The 16439-nt window shown below is 57.7% G+C and carries 11 protein-coding genes, 2 tRNA genes and 1 other RNA gene; 8 read left to right on the forward strand and 6 right to left on the reverse strand.

Going from position 1 to position 16439, the window contains the following annotated elements:
* Positions 1-6: 6 nt before the first annotated feature.
* From lepB to ssb, 3 genes are all read right to left on the reverse strand, one after another.
* A complete protein-coding gene (lepB, locus tag HMPREF2942_RS08185) occupies positions 7-1176 on the reverse strand; it encodes a signal peptidase I (protein ID WP_070688832.1) in 1170 nt (389 codons plus the stop codon).
* A 209-nt stretch (positions 1177-1385) separates the two neighbouring features.
* A complete protein-coding gene (rplS, locus tag HMPREF2942_RS08190) occupies positions 1386-1733 on the reverse strand; it encodes a 50S ribosomal protein L19 (protein ID WP_005507488.1) in 348 nt (115 codons plus the stop codon).
* Between the two features lie 217 nt (positions 1734-1950).
* Positions 1951-2559 (reverse strand): single-stranded DNA-binding protein, encoded by a 609-nt coding sequence (ssb, locus tag HMPREF2942_RS08195; protein ID WP_070688833.1) that lies wholly within the window; start codon positions 2557-2559, stop codon positions 1951-1953.
* Positions 2560-2955: 396 nt separating this feature from the next.
* Between ssb and HMPREF2942_RS08200 the strand changes: the two genes are divergently transcribed.
* Entirely contained in the window at positions 2956-3852 is an 897-nt protein-coding gene (locus tag HMPREF2942_RS08200; RefSeq protein WP_070688834.1) for an HNH endonuclease family protein, read from the forward strand.
* Between the two features lie 114 nt (positions 3853-3966).
* On the opposite strand, the gene HMPREF2942_RS08205 is transcribed toward HMPREF2942_RS08200, so the two are convergent.
* Both HMPREF2942_RS08205 and mptB read right to left on the reverse strand, forming a co-directional pair.
* Positions 3967-4042: transfer RNA gene (locus HMPREF2942_RS08205), tRNA-Arg, on the reverse strand.
* A 92-nt stretch (positions 4043-4134) separates the two neighbouring features.
* Positions 4135-5808, reverse strand: coding sequence for a polyprenol phosphomannose-dependent alpha 1,6 mannosyltransferase MptB (mptB, locus tag HMPREF2942_RS08210; protein ID WP_005506270.1), 1674 nt, complete (start codon positions 5806-5808; stop codon positions 4135-4137).
* Between the two features lie 240 nt (positions 5809-6048).
* Here mptB and orn point away from each other — a divergent pair, with 240 nt between their 5' ends.
* The 3 genes from orn to def all read left to right on the forward strand — a co-directional run bounded on the left by orn (position 6049) and on the right by def (position 7583).
* Positions 6049-6699, forward strand: coding sequence for an oligoribonuclease (gene orn / locus HMPREF2942_RS08215; RefSeq protein WP_005506271.1), 651 nt, complete (start codon positions 6049-6051; stop codon positions 6697-6699).
* 106 nt (positions 6700-6805) lie between these two features.
* Positions 6806-6878, forward strand: a tRNA-His gene (locus HMPREF2942_RS08220).
* A gap of 132 nt (positions 6879-7010) precedes the next feature.
* Positions 7011-7583, forward strand: a complete 573-nt coding sequence (gene def / locus HMPREF2942_RS08225) for a peptide deformylase (RefSeq protein WP_005506273.1) — start codon at positions 7011-7013, stop codon at positions 7581-7583.
* Between the two features lie 133 nt (positions 7584-7716).
* Here def and rnpB read toward each other — a convergent pair.
* Positions 7717-8122: RNase P RNA component class A (gene rnpB, locus HMPREF2942_RS08230), an RNA gene on the reverse strand.
* A 160-nt stretch (positions 8123-8282) separates the two neighbouring features.
* Between rnpB and HMPREF2942_RS08235 the strand changes: the two genes are divergently transcribed.
* From HMPREF2942_RS08235 to HMPREF2942_RS08255, 4 genes are all read left to right on the forward strand, one after another.
* Positions 8283-9074 (forward strand): YaaA family protein, encoded by a 792-nt coding sequence (locus HMPREF2942_RS08235; RefSeq protein ID WP_070634370.1) that lies wholly within the window; start codon positions 8283-8285, stop codon positions 9072-9074.
* A 377-nt stretch (positions 9075-9451) separates the two neighbouring features.
* Positions 9452-10522, forward strand: coding sequence for an S-layer homology domain-containing protein (locus tag HMPREF2942_RS08240; RefSeq protein ID WP_070688835.1), 1071 nt, complete (start codon positions 9452-9454; stop codon positions 10520-10522).
* A 499-nt stretch (positions 10523-11021) separates the two neighbouring features.
* Positions 11022-14246 (forward strand): siroheme synthase, encoded by a 3225-nt coding sequence (locus tag HMPREF2942_RS08250; protein WP_246824410.1) that lies wholly within the window; start codon positions 11022-11024, stop codon positions 14244-14246.
* Positions 14247-14497: 251 nt separating this feature from the next.
* Positions 14498-16439, forward strand: a 1942-nt coding sequence (locus tag HMPREF2942_RS08255) for a superoxide dismutase (RefSeq protein ID WP_070688836.1), incomplete at its 3' end; no start/stop codon positions are given.

Below are 16439 nucleotides of genomic sequence, written 5' to 3' on the forward strand. Positions count from 1 at the left end.
CGTCGCTTATTCGCTCGGGGTGGAGGTCGGTGCGGGAATCGAGGAGAACACCGAGCTCTGATCCTGCAGCAGACCGAAGTGGTTCAGCGGCCACGCCACAACGAAAACGTTACCCTGCACGTCATCCTTGGAGATGAACGCGGTGCCGTCGCTAATGTGGTAGCGGGAGTCGGCGGAGTTGCTGCGGTGGTCACCCATGACGAAGTACTTGCCGGCGGGCACGGTCACCTTGAAGGGCATCTCCGAGGGCGGGTTGCCCGGGTACAGGTACGGTTCGGTAATTTCTACACCGTTGACCTTGATTTTGCCGTTGCCGTCGCTCTCGACCACGTCACCGGGAGTACCGATAACGCGCTTGACCAGGAAGTTCGAGGAGGTATCCGGCAGAATACCCGCGAAGGACAGGGCGTCCTTGAGCGGGCTGCTGGTCTTCTGGGTGGAAGGAATCCAGCCCTGAGAGTCCTTGAAGACGATGACGTCGCCGCGCTTAGGCTCGCTAAAGTAAGAGCCCGCCACGTTAATGAACACGCGGTCGTTGACCTGCAGGGTCTGCTCCATGGAGCCGGAAGGAATGTAGAAGCCGCGCAGCAGGAAGGTCTTGACCAGGAATGCGATGACCAGCGCGTACAGGATGACGGTGCCGCCTTCGCGTGCCTGCACCCAGAGCCATTCGCCGAGGCGGCCTTCTTCCTGCGCCTGGGAGTAGGTCAGCTCTGCCTGTTCGGCGCGCTTTGCCTTGCGGCGTTCCTTGGGGGTCATTTCGGAGAAGTCCTTGGTGGTTTCCACGTCTGCGGCACTCTCCTCATCTGCGATAGTCTCCTCGTTTGCGGTTTCTTCGCGCTTAGTGTTCTTTGCGGCGGAAGAAGTCGCGACGGCGGCATCTGCGGAGGCGGCGCTCGCCTCGGCGCTAGCTACCACCTCGTGATCACGCTCAGATGCACCCTTGGTATCGCTTTCGGTCGCCTCAGTAGCGCCCGCGGATGCCACCCAGGGGGCCGCCTTCTCTGTGCCCGCATTCTCTGCGGCACTCTGCTCGGCAGCAGCCTTCTCAGCTGCTGCCTTTTCGGCGGCGAGGCGCGCGAAGTATTCTTCCATTTCCCGGCGCTCGCGGCGGCTTTGAGGCTGGTATCCCTCAGGGAAGGGGCTGGTGTTCGCAGTGTTCTTGTCGTCTGCCATGCTGGAGTGAGCCTTTCGTTTGAGAGATACCTAGCTCGAGTGAAACGGTACCTAGCTATTGTATCGAGAGTGTTTGCGCTCTTGGGCTTTTATTTTCTGAGAGCGGCAAGGTTCTCAGAAAACGAGGTCTCAGAATATGCAAAAACCGCTCCTCTCCCGCGGAATGCGGTTGGGGAGCGGTTTGCAACAGAATTCTGTATCTATAAAGATTAGAACTCGCGCTTCTCGCGGATACGAGCAGCCTTACCGTGGCGGTCGCGCATGTAGTACAGCTTTGCACGACGGACGTCACCGCGGGTCACAACCTCGATCTTCTCGATGGAGGGAGAGTGAACGGGGAAGGTACGCTCAACACCAACGCCGAAGGAAACCTTGCGGACGGTGAAGGTCTCGCGAACGCCTGCACCCTGGCGGCCAACGACGAAGCCCTTGAAGACCTGGATACGGTGGTTCTTACCTTCAACGATCTTAACGTGAACGTTCAGGGTGTCACCGGGGCCGAATGCGGGGACGTCGTCACGGAGGGACTTCTTGTCGAGGAAGTCAAGAGTCTGCATAGTTGTAGATCTCCAGAGTCATCTGCCGCAGGTCAAATAGACTCAGATTGCTCTGCCCCACTGCGGGACAGAAAACTTGATGCTTCGGACAGGATTGGTGCCCGAAGGTTGACATCGTTGGTCGCTCTTCCCCCTGCGGCAGGGGCGTGCCCGATGTCAACACAATGCTCCATTATCCCAATGCGCCCGCGTTTATGCAAGCATCCGGGGAGCACTTTTAGAAGGGGGGTTCGTCACTCTGCGCTCCCCCGCCCTGGGATGCACCATTCTGTGCCGAAGCACCTGGAGCGGTCACGCCCGGCGCCTCCGCGTTCTGCTGGGGTGCGTGCGCAGGGGCATACTGCTGCGTGTACTGAGACATGCCCGGCTGAGGCGTCTCCTGCAACGGCGCACCCGAATGCGGCATACCCAGCTGAGGTGCGTCCTGCTGAGACGCACTCTGCAGGGAGCCCTCGTTGACCGTGCGCTTCTCCACGGTGCGGGCGAAGGTGCTCGTGCCGTAGTTCAGGTCGTGGCCAATACCGAGGGCGTCCACTTCTACCGTAGTGCCCTGCGTGCCGTCTTCGCGGTTCCAGCGGCTAATGCGCTGGCGGCCACTCACGACCAGCGGCTGCCCCTTCTCAATGGATGTGGCGATGTTCTGCGCGAGGCGGCGGTAGGCTTTCACGGTGTACCAGTTGGTGGTGCCTTCTTTCCAGGTGCCGGTGGCGTCCTGCCAGCGCGGGGTGCTGGCGAGGCGAAAGTTCACGACGGGCACCCCGTTGGGCAGGGTGCTCAGTGCCGGGTCGGAGGCGGTGAATCCGCGGATCAGGATGGTGTCGCTCATGGTTTCTCCTTAGAACTAGTGGGTGGGTTCCTTCACCTTGCCAGCGCTATGCCGACCTTGCACCCGGCGGTTACCGCTTCTGTGGATAACCTCGCGTTTTGCAGTTTTGAGTGCCGCCTGTGGATAGATTTTTTGAACTTTTCGCCCCGTTTTTTCAAAATTTACCCGTCAGTAGCACGCTCCCTGCAGAAATATGACGACTGCTCCCCCATGGCAAAGACCCCCATCCCCCTCACCAAAACCTCCGCAACCCCTACCCCACCCGACATGGTGACAGGTATCTCAGCGTCGGGGCGGCTATTTTTGCCCTCCAGTTCACTATTTCAGCTCCGTGCCCTCTATCCTTGATGATGCGGTGCACTCAGCCGCATCCCGTCTACCCGCCTTGGAGAACCCGTGAGCAAAAAGCCCGCGAACAACAACCTGCCTTCCCTGCAGGAACTTCAGCAGCTGCAACGCAACCTGCCCAAGCTGCCCGATTCGATGGACCCGCAGAAGAAGCGCCTCATTTACGGCCTGCTCGCTGTGTTTGCCGTGATCGTGCTGATTATTGGTCTGGTCTACGTGAGCAAGAACGGCGTGGACGGTCTGCTCGGTTCGGATACGACGACCTCCGCCACCGATGAGGAAGAAACCACCGTTGCCACCGAAACCCTCGCCGAGGTCAAGAACCCGTACAAGGCGGTTGATCCCGCGACCGCGCTCGCACCGGATCTGGCGACTGCGAAGAGCGAGCTGGCGTCCCTACAGGTGAAGGATCGCGCCTCGAAGGCCGGCTACTCTCGCGACCAGTTCGGTCCCGCATGGGATGACGTTGACGGCAACAAGTGCAACACCCGCGACGATATTCTGCGCCGCGACCTGACCAATGTTCGTTTCAAGGTCAGGACCCACGCATGCACCGTCATCAGCGGCACTCTGGCTGACCCGTACACCGGCAAGACTATCGAGTTCAAGCGCGGTAAGAAGACCTCCTCGGCTGTGCAGATTGACCACGTGGTGGCACTATCGAACGCATGGCAGACCGGCGCTCAGGATTTGACCGCCGAGCAGCGCCGCCAGCTGGCAAACGACCCGGAGAACCTGCTCGCCGCGGACGGCCCGGCGAACCAGCAGAAGTCCGATGCGGACGCCTCCGAGTGGCTGCCGAGCAACACCGCCTACCGCTGCACCTACGTGGCTCGTCAGGTGCACGTGAAGGCGAAGTACAAGCTGTGGGTGACCGCGGACGAGAAGAAGGTTATGGAGCGCGTCCTTAACTCCTGCAAGGACACGAACCCCACTAAGAAGTAGCCCCGACCAAGAAGTAGTCTCCCGGCACCGCCTCCTTGCGGCGGCGCAAAACGTAAATGCATACAGAAAACCGCCCCGCACCCTGAGTTTAGGGTGCGGGGCGGTTTTTGTTTGTGGCGCCCCAGGAGGGAATCGAACCCCCGACCAAGAGATTAGAAGGCTCCTGCTCTATCCTCTGAGCTACTGAGGCCTTCCTCTAGGGTACATGAGATTTTGAGCCTCTCATGCACCGCGCCTCTCACGCGGGGGCCGGTCCGTTGGGCGGCGCATCCGGCTGACGCGCTAGGAGCCTACCTTGGCGGCTTCGCGTTCTGCTTTCTTCACCTCGCGGCGGCGTGCGCGGCGGCTTGATGCACCGGGGAACAGCTGCCACCACAGACGGATGGTGGTGCGGCGAATCTGCGTGGGGTGCAGGCTCACGTACACCAGGCGGCGGGTTGCCGGGTCGAGGGCGACCAGGTAGATGATGTAGCCCAGGCAGATGACGGTCGCGATGAGTCGGCCCATGTCCTGGTTGAAATCGCGCAGGTAGGGCGACACGTTCAGCTGGTCGCTCACACCGTACGCCATGAAGAACAGCGTGGTGATGAAGTACCACATGAGCTGGAAGTGCGAGCGCAGGCCGGTTGCGGCGAGCATCGGGATTGCCCAGAGCAGGTACCAGGGCTGAATCATGGGGCTGCACAGGAGCATGAACAGGATTGCGAGGCCGGCGTGGCGCACGATGTTGCGGTCGCGTCCAACGAATGCCATTGCTACCGCGCCGAGCATACCGATGCCCTTGCCGACGGTCTCGATGAGCTTGCGGATGACCTCGAAGGCGTCGCCCTGAACGAACAGGGAGGCGGCGCCGATGACCAGGCCGAAGGGGGTGTACCAGATGTACTGGCCGCCGGTGGTGGACAGTGCCTTGATCCAGCCGAATTCCAGTCCGGTTGCCCAGCCCATGAGCGCCATTTCGGCGAGCAACAGCACGCCGGAGAGCACCCAGAAGATGAACTTACGCGGCCAGGAGGCGTTCTTACCCGCCCAGAGCAGACCCACGAAGGGTAGCACCACGAGGGCGAGCGGCTTGACGGCAACGCCAAGGGCTACGAAGGTCACGCCGAGCGGGCCGCCCCACCAGGTGTCACGGTAGCGCTTGGCGTAGTAGAGACCCCCGAGCATGAACATAGTCATGAGCGAGTCGTTGTGGCCGCTGGCGATGAACGATGCGATGAACAGCGGGTTCGGGCCAATCTGCCAGAGAGCGCGGACCTGGTTGAAGCCGTGCGCCTGGGCGAGTTTTGCCACGTAGAAGAGAATGCCGATGACCGCGAACACGGAGAGCAGGCGGAAGTAGAAGAGGGAGAGGTCGATGTTCTCCCCCGCCAGGCGCACAATCCACTCTTCGAGCTTGAGGGAGACAGGTCCGTACGGGGGCGGGGATTCCGCCCACATGGGGTCCGCACCGTTCTGCATGAAGTTCGAGATTTCGGAGACACCGTGCTTGTACGGGTTGAGGCCGTGCGCCATGACCATGCCCTGACCGTAGTAGGAGAACATGTCGCGGCTGTAGATGGTGAACGCGAAAATCTGCGGCAGGGACCAGCTGGCGGTGACGGCAATCATCCACCGCATGGCGTTGGGTTCGTTCCAGTCGCCCATTTTCTGGTAGATGCGCAGCCATTCACGGCACATGATCATAGCGCCGAGGGCGAGCAGAATAATGCCGGTGATGACCCATGCTGCTTCGAATCGGATGGCTCGAATAATGTCGTAGCGCCAGAAGCTGGAGCTGTCGGCGAGCCAGCCGACGGCGTAGGAGCCGAGGGTGACCATGATGGAGCCGATGGTGCCGATAATCAGCGTGCGCAGACGGTGATTATTGACGTAGTCCAAGAGTTTGGGTGAGAGAGGTGCGTCGTGTGCACCGGGGGTGGTGAGCCGGTGTGCTAGCTCCTTTGGTGCGCGCATAACTCCCTTTCTGTCTGCATCGTCGTTCTGGTTTTTATCATACCGGAGCCCTTGGATGCACTTGCGAGAATCACTGTTGCGAAGACGCTTGTGGACACGCCTCAAGGGCACGCAGAGTGGCGCAGTTCTCCCCCGCTGCCGCCGTTTGCGCATCCGCTCGTACCTTTCTTGCGCCCTCTTGTACCCCTTTTGTGACGTGCTACCCGCCAGGCCGGCAGCGTTTGGGGGTAGAGTGGGAGAGTGAGTATTTCTAGTGAACGTATTGTATGGATTGACTGCGAGATGACCGGCCTGGACGTGGAGAACGACGCTCTCGTCGAGGTGGGCGTTCTGGTCACGGATGCCGATTTGAACATTCTGGGTTCTGGCGTTGAGTTCGTCATTAAGCCCGGTGATGAGTCTCCTGCCGGTGCGCTGGAGAACATGAATGACTTTGTGCGTTCGATGCATGAGGCGTCGGGTCTACTGCCCGATATTGAGCACGGTGTGTCGATGGATTACGCGCAGGAGCAGGTGCTTCGCTACATCAAGAAGTATGTTCCGGTGGCGGGCAAGGCGCAGCTGGGCGGCAACTCGGTGGGCATGGATAAGCGCTTCTTGGAGCGCTACATGCCCGAGGTCATGGCGCACCTTCACTACCGTGTGATTGATGTGTCGACCATTAAGGAGCTAGCGTCGCGCTGGTACCCGGCGGCTCGTCATAGTGCCCCGGCGAAGACCGGTAACCACCGCGCACTGGGTGATATCAAGGACTCGATTGATGAGTTGAAGTATTACCGTCGCGCCATTTTTGTGCCGCAGGGCCCGGATGCGATTGCTTCGGCGCAGATTGCGCGTGAGGTGGAGGCTGAGCGTGCTGCACGCGAGGCGGCTGAGGCATCCAAGGCGTAAGCGCAGAATGTAACGAGCATCATAGCTTTTCAACTTGGCAGGTTTCTGAATCTCCTGTACAGTAGTATCCGTTGCATATCGCAAGGGAAACCAAGCGAAGCACATGGTGGTCGTAGCTCAGTTGGCAGAGCGCCTGGTTGTGGTCCAGGAGGTCGCGGGTTCAACCCCCGTCGATCACCCCGATGGAAAGGGTCGTTATGGTTATCCGTAACGGCCCTTTCGCTTACCCTCAATCCGGTTCACCCACACACGGTGTACCCGGCAAGTTCCCACTCAACAGTTCCCGTTCAACACAAGCAAAGGATAATTCCGTGGCTATTCGCCCCATCGTTATTCACGGCAACCCCGTTCTGCACCGCCCCGCGGCACCCGTCACCGAGTTTAATGATGAGCTCAAGGAGCTCGTGGCTGACATGTACGAAACCATGGACGCATCCAACGGTGTGGGCCTGGCGGCACCGCAGATTGGTGTGGGCCTGCGCATCTTCACCTACAAGATGGAGAATGAGGACGGCGTTCCCCCGCGCGGCTGCATCATCAACCCGGTACTGACCCTGGGCAAGATTTCTACCGCTGACCCGGACCCCTACGAGGAGGAAGAGGGCTGCCTGTCCTTCCCCGGTTACGGCTTCCCCCTCAAGCGCGCCGAATGGGTGACCGTGAACGGTCTTGACGAGCACGGCAACCCCGTCCAGTTTGAGGCGACCGGCTGGTTCGCACGCTGCATGCAGCACGAAACCGACCACCTGGACGGCAAGCTGTACGTGAACCGCCTGAACAAGAAGTGGACCAGCAAGATGAAGAAGGTCGTGAAGAAGGAAGGCTGGACCGTCGACGGTAACTCGTGGACGCCCGGCGTGGACCCGGATCCGTTCGGCCACTAATCACGAGCTCTTCTAAAGGTCAGAGACCTTTTCAAGAAGTTTAAAACGAAGACCGCGAATGCACTCTAAAAACGCATTCGCGGTCTTCGTTTTCCATCAGCCGATGATGTTTTCCATCAGCTAACGGTAGCGTGAAACGGGTCATCCTATGAGCCGGGTTCTGTCTAAAACGCCACCCGAAGGGGCATTTTGAGGCAATCATCTATCTAGAACGTACGTTGCCGCACGTCTCAAGCAGCCTACCCGAATACGCACCCCACCTCCGTAAAGGAAGCTGACGGGGATCGGGCGCACTACCCTACCATGGCGTATTCTGTTTGACCTTGCTCCGAATGGGGTTTACCTAGCCGGGCACGTCACCGCGCCCGCTGGTGGTCTCTTACACCACCCTTTCACCCTTACCGCGGCGAACCGCGGCGGTTTACTTTCTGTGGCACTGGCCTGCGGGTTACCCCGAGTGGATGTTATCCACCATCCTGTGCTGTGGAGCCCGGACTTTCCTCGAAGCACGTGTGCCTCGCGATTGCCCAGACGGCCCGTTTCACCCAACCCATTATACGCACACCCTTGGATGTGGCTATTTCCCGGGTTCGCTTCGCGGGTACACATGGGTACACTAGCGACCTCGCGGGCACGCTGACGTCTCGCAACTACACTGCGCCTCGTAGCTACACTGCGTCTCGCGGGTACACTGGAGAGATGCTGATTCTTCTTCCCCCTTCCGAAGGTAAAACTCCCGCTCCCGCCGGCAACGCGCCCGTATGCTTCGCTGACCTCTCGTTCCCTGAGCTGACCGCCGAGCGTGAGAGCGTCCTGGAGGAGCTGGCGGCAGTTAGCTCGGGCCCCGATGCTCTCACGGAGCTCAAGGTGGGTGCATCCCTCGCAGCAGAGGTGGAACGCAATACCCGCTTGCTGACCGAACCGGCACAGCCCGCGATCCGCACCTACACGGGTGTGCTCTTTGAGGCGCTGGATTATGCGAGCTTCTCCCCCGCCGAACGCGATGCCGCGCACTGGTCGCTACTGATTTCTTCGGCACTGTGGGGTATTCTGCGCCCCGAAGACGCAATCCCCGCCTACCGCCTCTCGATGGGCGTGAAGCTGGGGTCGGTGGGTGCGCTCGCCTCCTTCTGGAAAGGTGCGTTGGGTACCGCACTGGAAGCGACTGCGAGGGACCAGCTGATTCTGGATTGCCGTTCTGCAGCCTACGCGAAGTCGTGGGTGACTCCCCCGTCGCAGACTCTGGCGGTTCGTGTGGAGCGTGTGGCGGCTGATGGGTCGCGTAAGGTCGTCTCACACATGGCGAAGCATTACCGCGGCCTGTTTGCACGCTACCTGATTCAGTCGGGTTTGGCAGCTCGTCCTATTGATGGTTCCACGGCGGGTATTGCCGAATTTTTGGAGGCGGTCAGCGAGGACTGGTCGGTGGAGTGCACCCTGCCGACGGCGCGTAAGGCGGGTGTTTTGACGCTGCTGGTGCATGAGCAGTAGGTTGCCCAACTATTTGTTTCCGCTTATTTTTTGCATCATATTGAAAATTTTTTAACTATTTTTTCTAGTGGCTTAAATCTGTATTACCCCTTGTAAAACCACATTTCCCCACATTTTAGGGGTAGCTTTTGATGAGCAGAGAAGGCGGTTAGTGTCCAACTATCCGCCTTCTTTTTGCGAGTAAAAATGTTTATAGTATTAAACGTCTCGCCATTGGTGGCGGGTATTTCACTCACTAACATTCACATTCTCAACCCAGCACACATGGAAACACGTCACGCCACGTACGTATAACAAACGACTAGAGGTTTAACCAATGGTTATTGGTTTGCTAGCGTAGAAGTAACCACTCAGAAACACATCGATAGGACAATGATATGTCTACTTTTTCCTCTCGTCGCGCCCTTTTTAAGGGTGCGGCAGCACTAACAGTCGCTGGCGCTTTGGGTGCACACCATGCCGGCGAGCAGAGCGCCCAGGCTGCCACCTTGGACGTTAAGACCACCCCGCTGACGTTCAAGATTACCGAGGCGTCGTTTGATATTAGCGGCTTCAACCTCAGCTACGAGATTACCGGTTTGCAGGCTGTGCTTGATACTGGCCTGTACACCCCATACATTGAGGCTGGCTACTACACCAAGGAGAAGGGCTTCACTCAGTTCTATTTCTTCGCTCTTGAGCCGAAGAAGCGCATTGAGAATGACCTCTATGTAAGGCACCACGTCATTAATCGTGACATCACTGCCGGCCCGAAGGGAAACTACGGGGTTCGTCTGTCTCTTCGTCCGCGCCGTGAGCAGTACACCATCCTGCGCACTATTGAGGTTCGCCCAACGATTAACACTGAGTTCGCGTGGGCACCGTTCATTGTGGATATTGATATGGATGGCGAGTACGCCCCCGATATCTACAGGTCATGTAGCGCAAAGATTCTGCTGATTGATAAGGATCGTTGCTTCCACCCTCAGCGTGCGGTGACTCGCGGCGACCTGATGGATGCAATTTACCGAGGCGCCCGCTCACCGAAGGTGAAGCTTCCTGCGCGTTCTCCTTTCCCGGATGTGTCCCCGAAGGATGAGCGTTACTCGGCATACATTTGGGCGTACCAGAATGGTCTGACCTCGGGCTGGTCTGACGGTAAGATGCACCCGGAGGCGGTGGCTAGCCGCGCTACGATGGCTGCGTTCTTCTACCGTTACTTTATGCTTACCCCCGGTCGTCGTTCTTATTGGTTCCGTCCCACTACCCCGCAGGATATGAAGCCGGGTGCCCCGTTCTACACCGAGTCGGTGTGGCTGCACTCGTCGGTGAATATCGATACGAGATATCACTATAAGAGCAAGGATTTCCGTCCGACCAAGACTGCTACCCGCGAGGAGCTGGCTCGTGTCCTGTCAATGCTCGACATGCTTGACACCATCCCCAACAGCCCCTATATCGATGATTAGGATTCGGCAGGTGCCTTGAACCGTACGGTTGCCCCTGCGTGTTTTAGCTTGGGTTGACTTCTAAGAACAGCAGCTGAAGATAGTGGCTATAGAAGGGGCGGTGAGAGTTTTTCTCTCACCGTCCCTTCTGTGTGCCCGCTTTATGGTACTGGCGCTGCTGGTGCAGGCGCTGCTGGGTGCTGTTTTTAGTGCTGGTGATGTTTCCAGTTTTGTTTCTCTGTTGTGCAGTCTTTTTGGGGTTTGGGCTTTGCATAAACCAGGGACGTAATTTTTGAATTTTTTGTCTTATAACTCTCATCGGCATGCTTTTCTCGTGTTTTCGTTGATTGTCTAAGACGCGGATTGGTAGGCTGAAATTACACTTCAGCATGCCGCCGCTACGTCTCCTCTACGATATGGATTCGGTGCGGGTTTGGTGCGGTGGACTGTCACTCATTTATCCTCTCAACTTCTTTTCTCATTCGCCCTCTTTCATGCAGAAAATTCAGATTGGATGATGATGTCCTCCTTCTTTAAGCCTGCTCGTGGCACGCGCCGAAAAGTTGCGGGTGCTTCCCTGGTTTTGGGTTTGACTCCGCTGTTGGCTTTGACGCCGGTGGCGGCTCAGCCGGCGCCCGCCTCCCCCGCGCAGCAGGCAGATACGCAGCAGACAGGCAAGCAGCAGGCAGCACTTCAAGCAGCACCCGTACAGAATGCGCCCGCGCAGGGTGATAAGCAGGATGCACCCCTGCCGACCCTACGCGTGACCAGCGGAACCCTCGACATTCTCCACGGCGGCACCGTCCACGTGGAGGGTACCGGGCTGACCCCCGAGTTCTTGGCGCATCATGAGCTACGTAGCCTCACGATTGCCCCGAAGGGCTCTTCAACCTACGCTAACCCCTACCAAAAGGTCGATCACCGCGGCCTTATCTTTGACGCCCCGAAACCGGCTGCTGACGGCAGTTTCAGCGATGACCTGACGGTTCCGGCGAATAGCCTGCCGGCGAACCTGGAGTACGAGGTCATTCTGACCTACCGCCCCGTAGACGATGCCCACCCCTACGCGTGGAACACTGAGGACCGCGTCCGTACGGCGCTGCCGGTGGAGTTCAACCTCCCGAAGGCTGTCCTTCCCTCCATCACCTATGATGTTTCGGCTATTTCTGAGGAGCAGATTGCTTCCGGTCAGCCGGTTGAGGTGACGTTGACGGGTACCGGTTTTCAGGATGTCAGCTCCGTGAAGTTCACCTTGTCCGAGCATGATGAGCAGGGAAAGGTCACGAACGATAATGTGGCTTCGCTTGGTGAACTGAAGGCACCGGATACGGAAGAGAATCAGCGCATTTTCAAGGGCCTGATTCCTAACGGCTATTTCCAGAAAAAGGTCACTATCCCCGCGGGAGTTTTGAAGTCCGGTAAGGGGTATTCCCTGGGTGTTTCCGGTGTAGAAACCCACGGGTGGAATAAGCTGACGCGCAAGTTCCCCTTCGTTCCTGTGGGTAATAGCCCTGCGCGCATGGCGTATCAGGATAATTCGTTCAGGAATACCCTGCCGAAGGTATCTGTTGCCGCGCAGGATTTTGATCCCGGTCAGGACCGCGTCTATAAGGTAACTATTTCTAATATTTCCCCCGAGGTTGACCTGGGGTACTACCTTGACTCTGTGTCGATTTATAACGCTACCTCTGGTGAGCAGGGATATTTTGCGAGGAATGATGTAGCGGGTCAATACTATAAGCGTGACGAGCTGGTAACCCGCAACGCTGACGGCACTCTGACCGTGGAGGTTGAGTATAAGGTTCACGGTGATTCCTACAATAGGCCTTCTTCTCGCGGTTCGATGGCTGAAGTGCGTGTGGTGTTCTCGGATTCTCAGTATTCGTACGGTAGCCATAAGTTCACGGTGAGCGCGCAGCTTCCGATGGCCCCTCCTGCCGCTGATGCTGTTGATTGGGAGAACCCGGCGAATGTTAAGTTGAAGGTCGATTCGGGAACCCTCAATATTTCTCAGGGTGGCACGGTGTCGGTGACGACTTCCCCGTTGAGCGCCGAGTTCCGTAAGAAGTACACTTTCCACGAGCTGGCTCTGGTGGAGCGCGGGTCGGTGTACGTGTATGCGGAACACAATATTTATGCGCCTCTCGACGAGTACGGCGGGATGCTCAAGGATCTGGATCATCAGGTGCGGGAGAACCCGGACGGTAGCCTCACCTACACGTTTAAGGTTCCCCCGCAGTACGTTGAGGCTGCCGACGGTGAGCTCTTCGATGTAGTGATGACCTACTACCCGTTGGATGAAGCTGAGCCGGAACCTTCGAGTAGGTCCAACCGTTTGTATGCCCGCGCCCATATTGATGTGGTTCAGGATGCGCAACCGACCCGTGGGACCTACACCTTCAGTCAATCCGCTATCGATGACCCGTGGAAGGATACGACGCTGCGGGTTGAGGGACGCCATATCCTCTCCCAGGCTAGTGAAATGGTTGGTAATGATTGGCCGGTCATCGCTATCTATGAGGCTGACCCTGCAACGGGAAAGATGGTGGGTGAGCCTGTGTTCACTCAGCGGGATGACTACACGTACTACGGGGTTAACACCAGGTGGTTCCGCAATAACTATTTCAGTGCGGAGCTGAAGATTCCTGCGGGTACGTTGAAGCCGGGCAAGCTCTACTTTATTGGTATGTATGGGAACGGGTTGCCTTACCCCGGCATGGAAGATTCTCCGGGTTCTATGCTGAATGATGTTGCCGAGTTCCTTCCGGTGCATTCTCCCGAGCAGGAGTCCGCGGGGCCCACACTGCACCTTGGGTCGGTGGGCCTGAACCCGTACGCGCAGACGAACTTGTTTACGGCACGCGCTACCGGGCTCTTTGCGCCGGGTGAAGGATCGTACCGCCTCTCAGTGCAGCATGTTGATGAGCAGGGGCGTTTGACCGGTCAGACGGTGTTCCAGCAGGCGATTCCGGCTGACCTCATCAAGGATGGCAGGGTGGAGCTGAATCTGACGATCGCTCAGCAGCTGAGCTATTCGGGTGCTTATCGTCTGGTCTTGGAGAAGGTCACCCCCGGTAAGGATGGTGCCGGCGAGTCGGTGGAGCAGCTTGCTTTCGAGGATATTCCTCTGAAGCTGACGCGTGAGGGTGAGTTGCAGGCTGCTGAGCAGTGGTTTGCTGATCGTGATATTTTGCCTAATCCTTCGCCGATGTCCTGGCATAGCGGTATGACGCGCCACGATGTGACGGTGTCGCTGTACCGATTGGCTGGTTCCCCGAAGGTTGAGCTGCCTGCTTTTAGCCCGTACGCGGATGTGGCAACGAACGACCCGGACTACGCCGCGTACATTTGGGCTCGTCAGAAGGGTATTACCTTCGGCTGGGCGGACGGCAAGTTCCACCCGGAGGCGAAGCTTTCGACCCCGTCGACGGTGGCGTTCATGTACAGGTACCAGAAGGCGATGGGTCAGGTCACGCCGAAGGCGCCGACCTCTGCCTCGTTGCCGCGTAGCTTGTCTGTGCCGGGTAACCAGGATGCGCCTCGGAGTGCTAGCGGCTGGCAGCATAAGGTTCGTCAGGGTAGCGCTTTTTGGCGTGAGGCTCAGTGGGCTGTTGATCACCGCATGTGGGGTTACCGCGTTGATGGGGAATACGTCTATGAGGACTTTGATAGGTCTTTCGTTTCCTCTGGTGATTTGAAGTTGATGCTGTACCGCTTGGCGCACGGCGGCAGCCACCTCAAGTAGCGCCGGGTCGTGGTGAGTGAGGTAACCGGTGGGCTGGGATGCTCGACGTAGTTCGACTTTTCAGCCTGCCGGTGCCACCCCGGTTTTTCTTCCCTGCCTCTGCGAGTTCTTTTGCCTAGCACCAGGCTTTACGGGGCTACTTCTCCTCTGTTTTTTTGGGGGGGTCTTTTCAGGCTTTATCCGCTCAACTTTTTCACTCACTTCATCTACTCACTCGTTTCAATCACCGTATAAATTTTGTAGATGGGATAATGATGTCTTCATTCTTCACACCACGAGGCGCCCGGCGCTGTTCCACCTCTCCGCGCCATCCGGCAAGCGCCCGTGCGCTCAGCCTGTCGTTGCTGCTGGGTTTGAGCCCGCTTGCCGGTATCACCCCGGCGGCGCTGGCGGCTCCCGAACACCCGGCACAACCGGCACAGGTTGCACCTGCTCATGCAGACCCGGAACAGGCGACCCCCGCCTCCCCCGCCGCAGCTCAAGAAGATGCTGACGAAGCCACGTCTTCGCTTCCGAAGGTAGATGAATCTCGCCATCCTGAAATGGAAGGGTTTAAAGTCTCTCCTGAGACTCTCAACATTTCTCGAGGCGGCACAGTAACGCTGACGACGCCTCCGCTCAGTGCTGAATTCCGCCAGAATTACGAATTCTACGAATTTTCTCTGGTTGACCGCGGTTCTTCGTACTTCAAAGCCGCGTATGCCCGCATTGACGGATATGCCTACTTTGGCTACCTCTTTGACCGTGATCCCAACCCGAAGCAGATGGTAGAAAACCCAGACGGGAGCTACACCTTCTTTCTCAATATTGGGCCGTACATTATTGAGGCTAATGAAGGCACTCTTTTCGACGTCATTTTGACGTACCACAAGAAGGGCCACCGGGAGGATTCTTGGCCGTCCGAATTCCGTTTTGTGGCGCGTGCACCTATTAATGTTGTGCAGGACCCTAAGCCGACTGAGACGACGTACATTTTCAGTGTGCCCGCAATTGATGACCCGTGGAAGGATACGACTCTGACGATTGAGGGGTTCCATATCCTTACGAGCGGTAGTCGAGAGGGCAAGGATGGCCCCGCGCTTCTGGCTTTTTATGAAGTCGACCCGAAGACCGGAAAGATTGTAGGCGAACCAGAATTCACCACTCGGATTCCGTACCCGGCTTCCCGTAGTGGAGAGCGCGTTTATTTCCTGAATTGGCATTTTAAGACGTCTATTACGATTCCTGGGGGAACGCTTAAGCCGGGTAAGGTCTATAAGATTGGTTTCTACGGTAAAGACCGTCCGGAGGATGAGAATTACCCCGGTGAGTTGCTGAATGATGTTGCAGATTTCATTCCGGTACGTTCGCTTAATAAGGAATCGGCTAGCCCTGAGATGTTTCTGAAGGCTACGACGGTGAGCCCTTATGATGAGGAAAATATCTTGCCGGTACGCGCCGTCGGTTTGAAGAAGCAGCCTGGGGTCTCTTACCGTTTCTCGGTACAACATGTTGATGAGCAGGGACATCTGACCGGTCAGAAGACGCTGGTGCAGGAGATTGCTGCTGAGAGCATCCATGACGGCACGATGGATGAGAAGCTGACCATCTCCGGTGCGCCGCTGAATTATGACGGCTCGTACAGGCTCTTCTTGGAAAAGGTGACTGCCGGCAAGGACGGTACGGTTGAGTCGGTTGAGCAGCTTACTTCGAAGGATCTACAGCTGCAGTTTACGAAGAATAAGGAGGTCAACGCCGCCTGGGCATGGTTTAAGCGCCGTCAGGTTCTTCCTGAGTTTTCTGATTCAGGTAGGAACAGCTATATGACGCGCCGCGATGTGACGGTGGCGCTGTACCGTCTTGCGGGTTCGCCGAGAGTGGAGCTTCCGGCGACGAGTCCTTATGGAGATATCACTCCGGATGATCCGGACTACGCCGCGTATATTTGGGCTCGTCAGAAGGGCATTACGTTCGGTTGGGCGGATGGGAATTTCCACCCGGAGATGAACATGCACAATTATTCGACGGCGGCGTTCCTGTACAGGTATCAGCGTTCGCGCGGTATGATGTCTCCCGGCTTGCCGACTGCCGCACCGCAGTCTCGTAACGGTAGCCTGCCGGGGTCGGATGAATCTGAGGTGAGCGCTAACCCATGGGTTCTGGATTTGGAGGAGGGTAGTGCTTTTTGGCGTGAATCTCGGTGGGCTGTGCAGC

The organism is Rothia sp. HMSC071C12 (genome assembly GCF_001813895.1).
Classification (GTDB): domain Bacteria; phylum Actinomycetota; class Actinomycetes; order Actinomycetales; family Micrococcaceae; genus Rothia; species Rothia mucilaginosa.

Coding starts and splice junctions, on each gene's coding strand:
- lepB (WP_070688832.1), bottom strand. CDS start 1,176: ATGGCAGACGACAAGAACACTGCGAACACCAGCCCCTTCCCTGAGGGA.
- rplS (WP_005507488.1), bottom strand. CDS start 1,733: ATGCAGACTCTTGACTTCCTCGACAAGAAGTCCCTCCGTGACGACGTC.
- ssb (WP_070688833.1), bottom strand. CDS start 2,559: ATGAGCGACACCATCCTGATCCGCGGATTCACCGCCTCCGACCCGGCA.
- mptB (WP_005506270.1), bottom strand. CDS start 5,808: ATGCGCGCACCAAAGGAGCTAGCACACCGGCTCACCACCCCCGGTGCA.
- HMPREF2942_RS08235 (WP_070634370.1), top strand. CDS start 8,283: ATGCTGATTCTTCTTCCCCCTTCCGAAGGTAAAACTCCCGCTCCCGCC.
- HMPREF2942_RS08240 (WP_070688835.1), top strand. CDS start 9,452: ATGTCTACTTTTTCCTCTCGTCGCGCCCTTTTTAAGGGTGCGGCAGCA.
- HMPREF2942_RS08250 (WP_246824410.1), top strand. CDS start 11,022: ATGTCCTCCTTCTTTAAGCCTGCTCGTGGCACGCGCCGAAAAGTTGCG.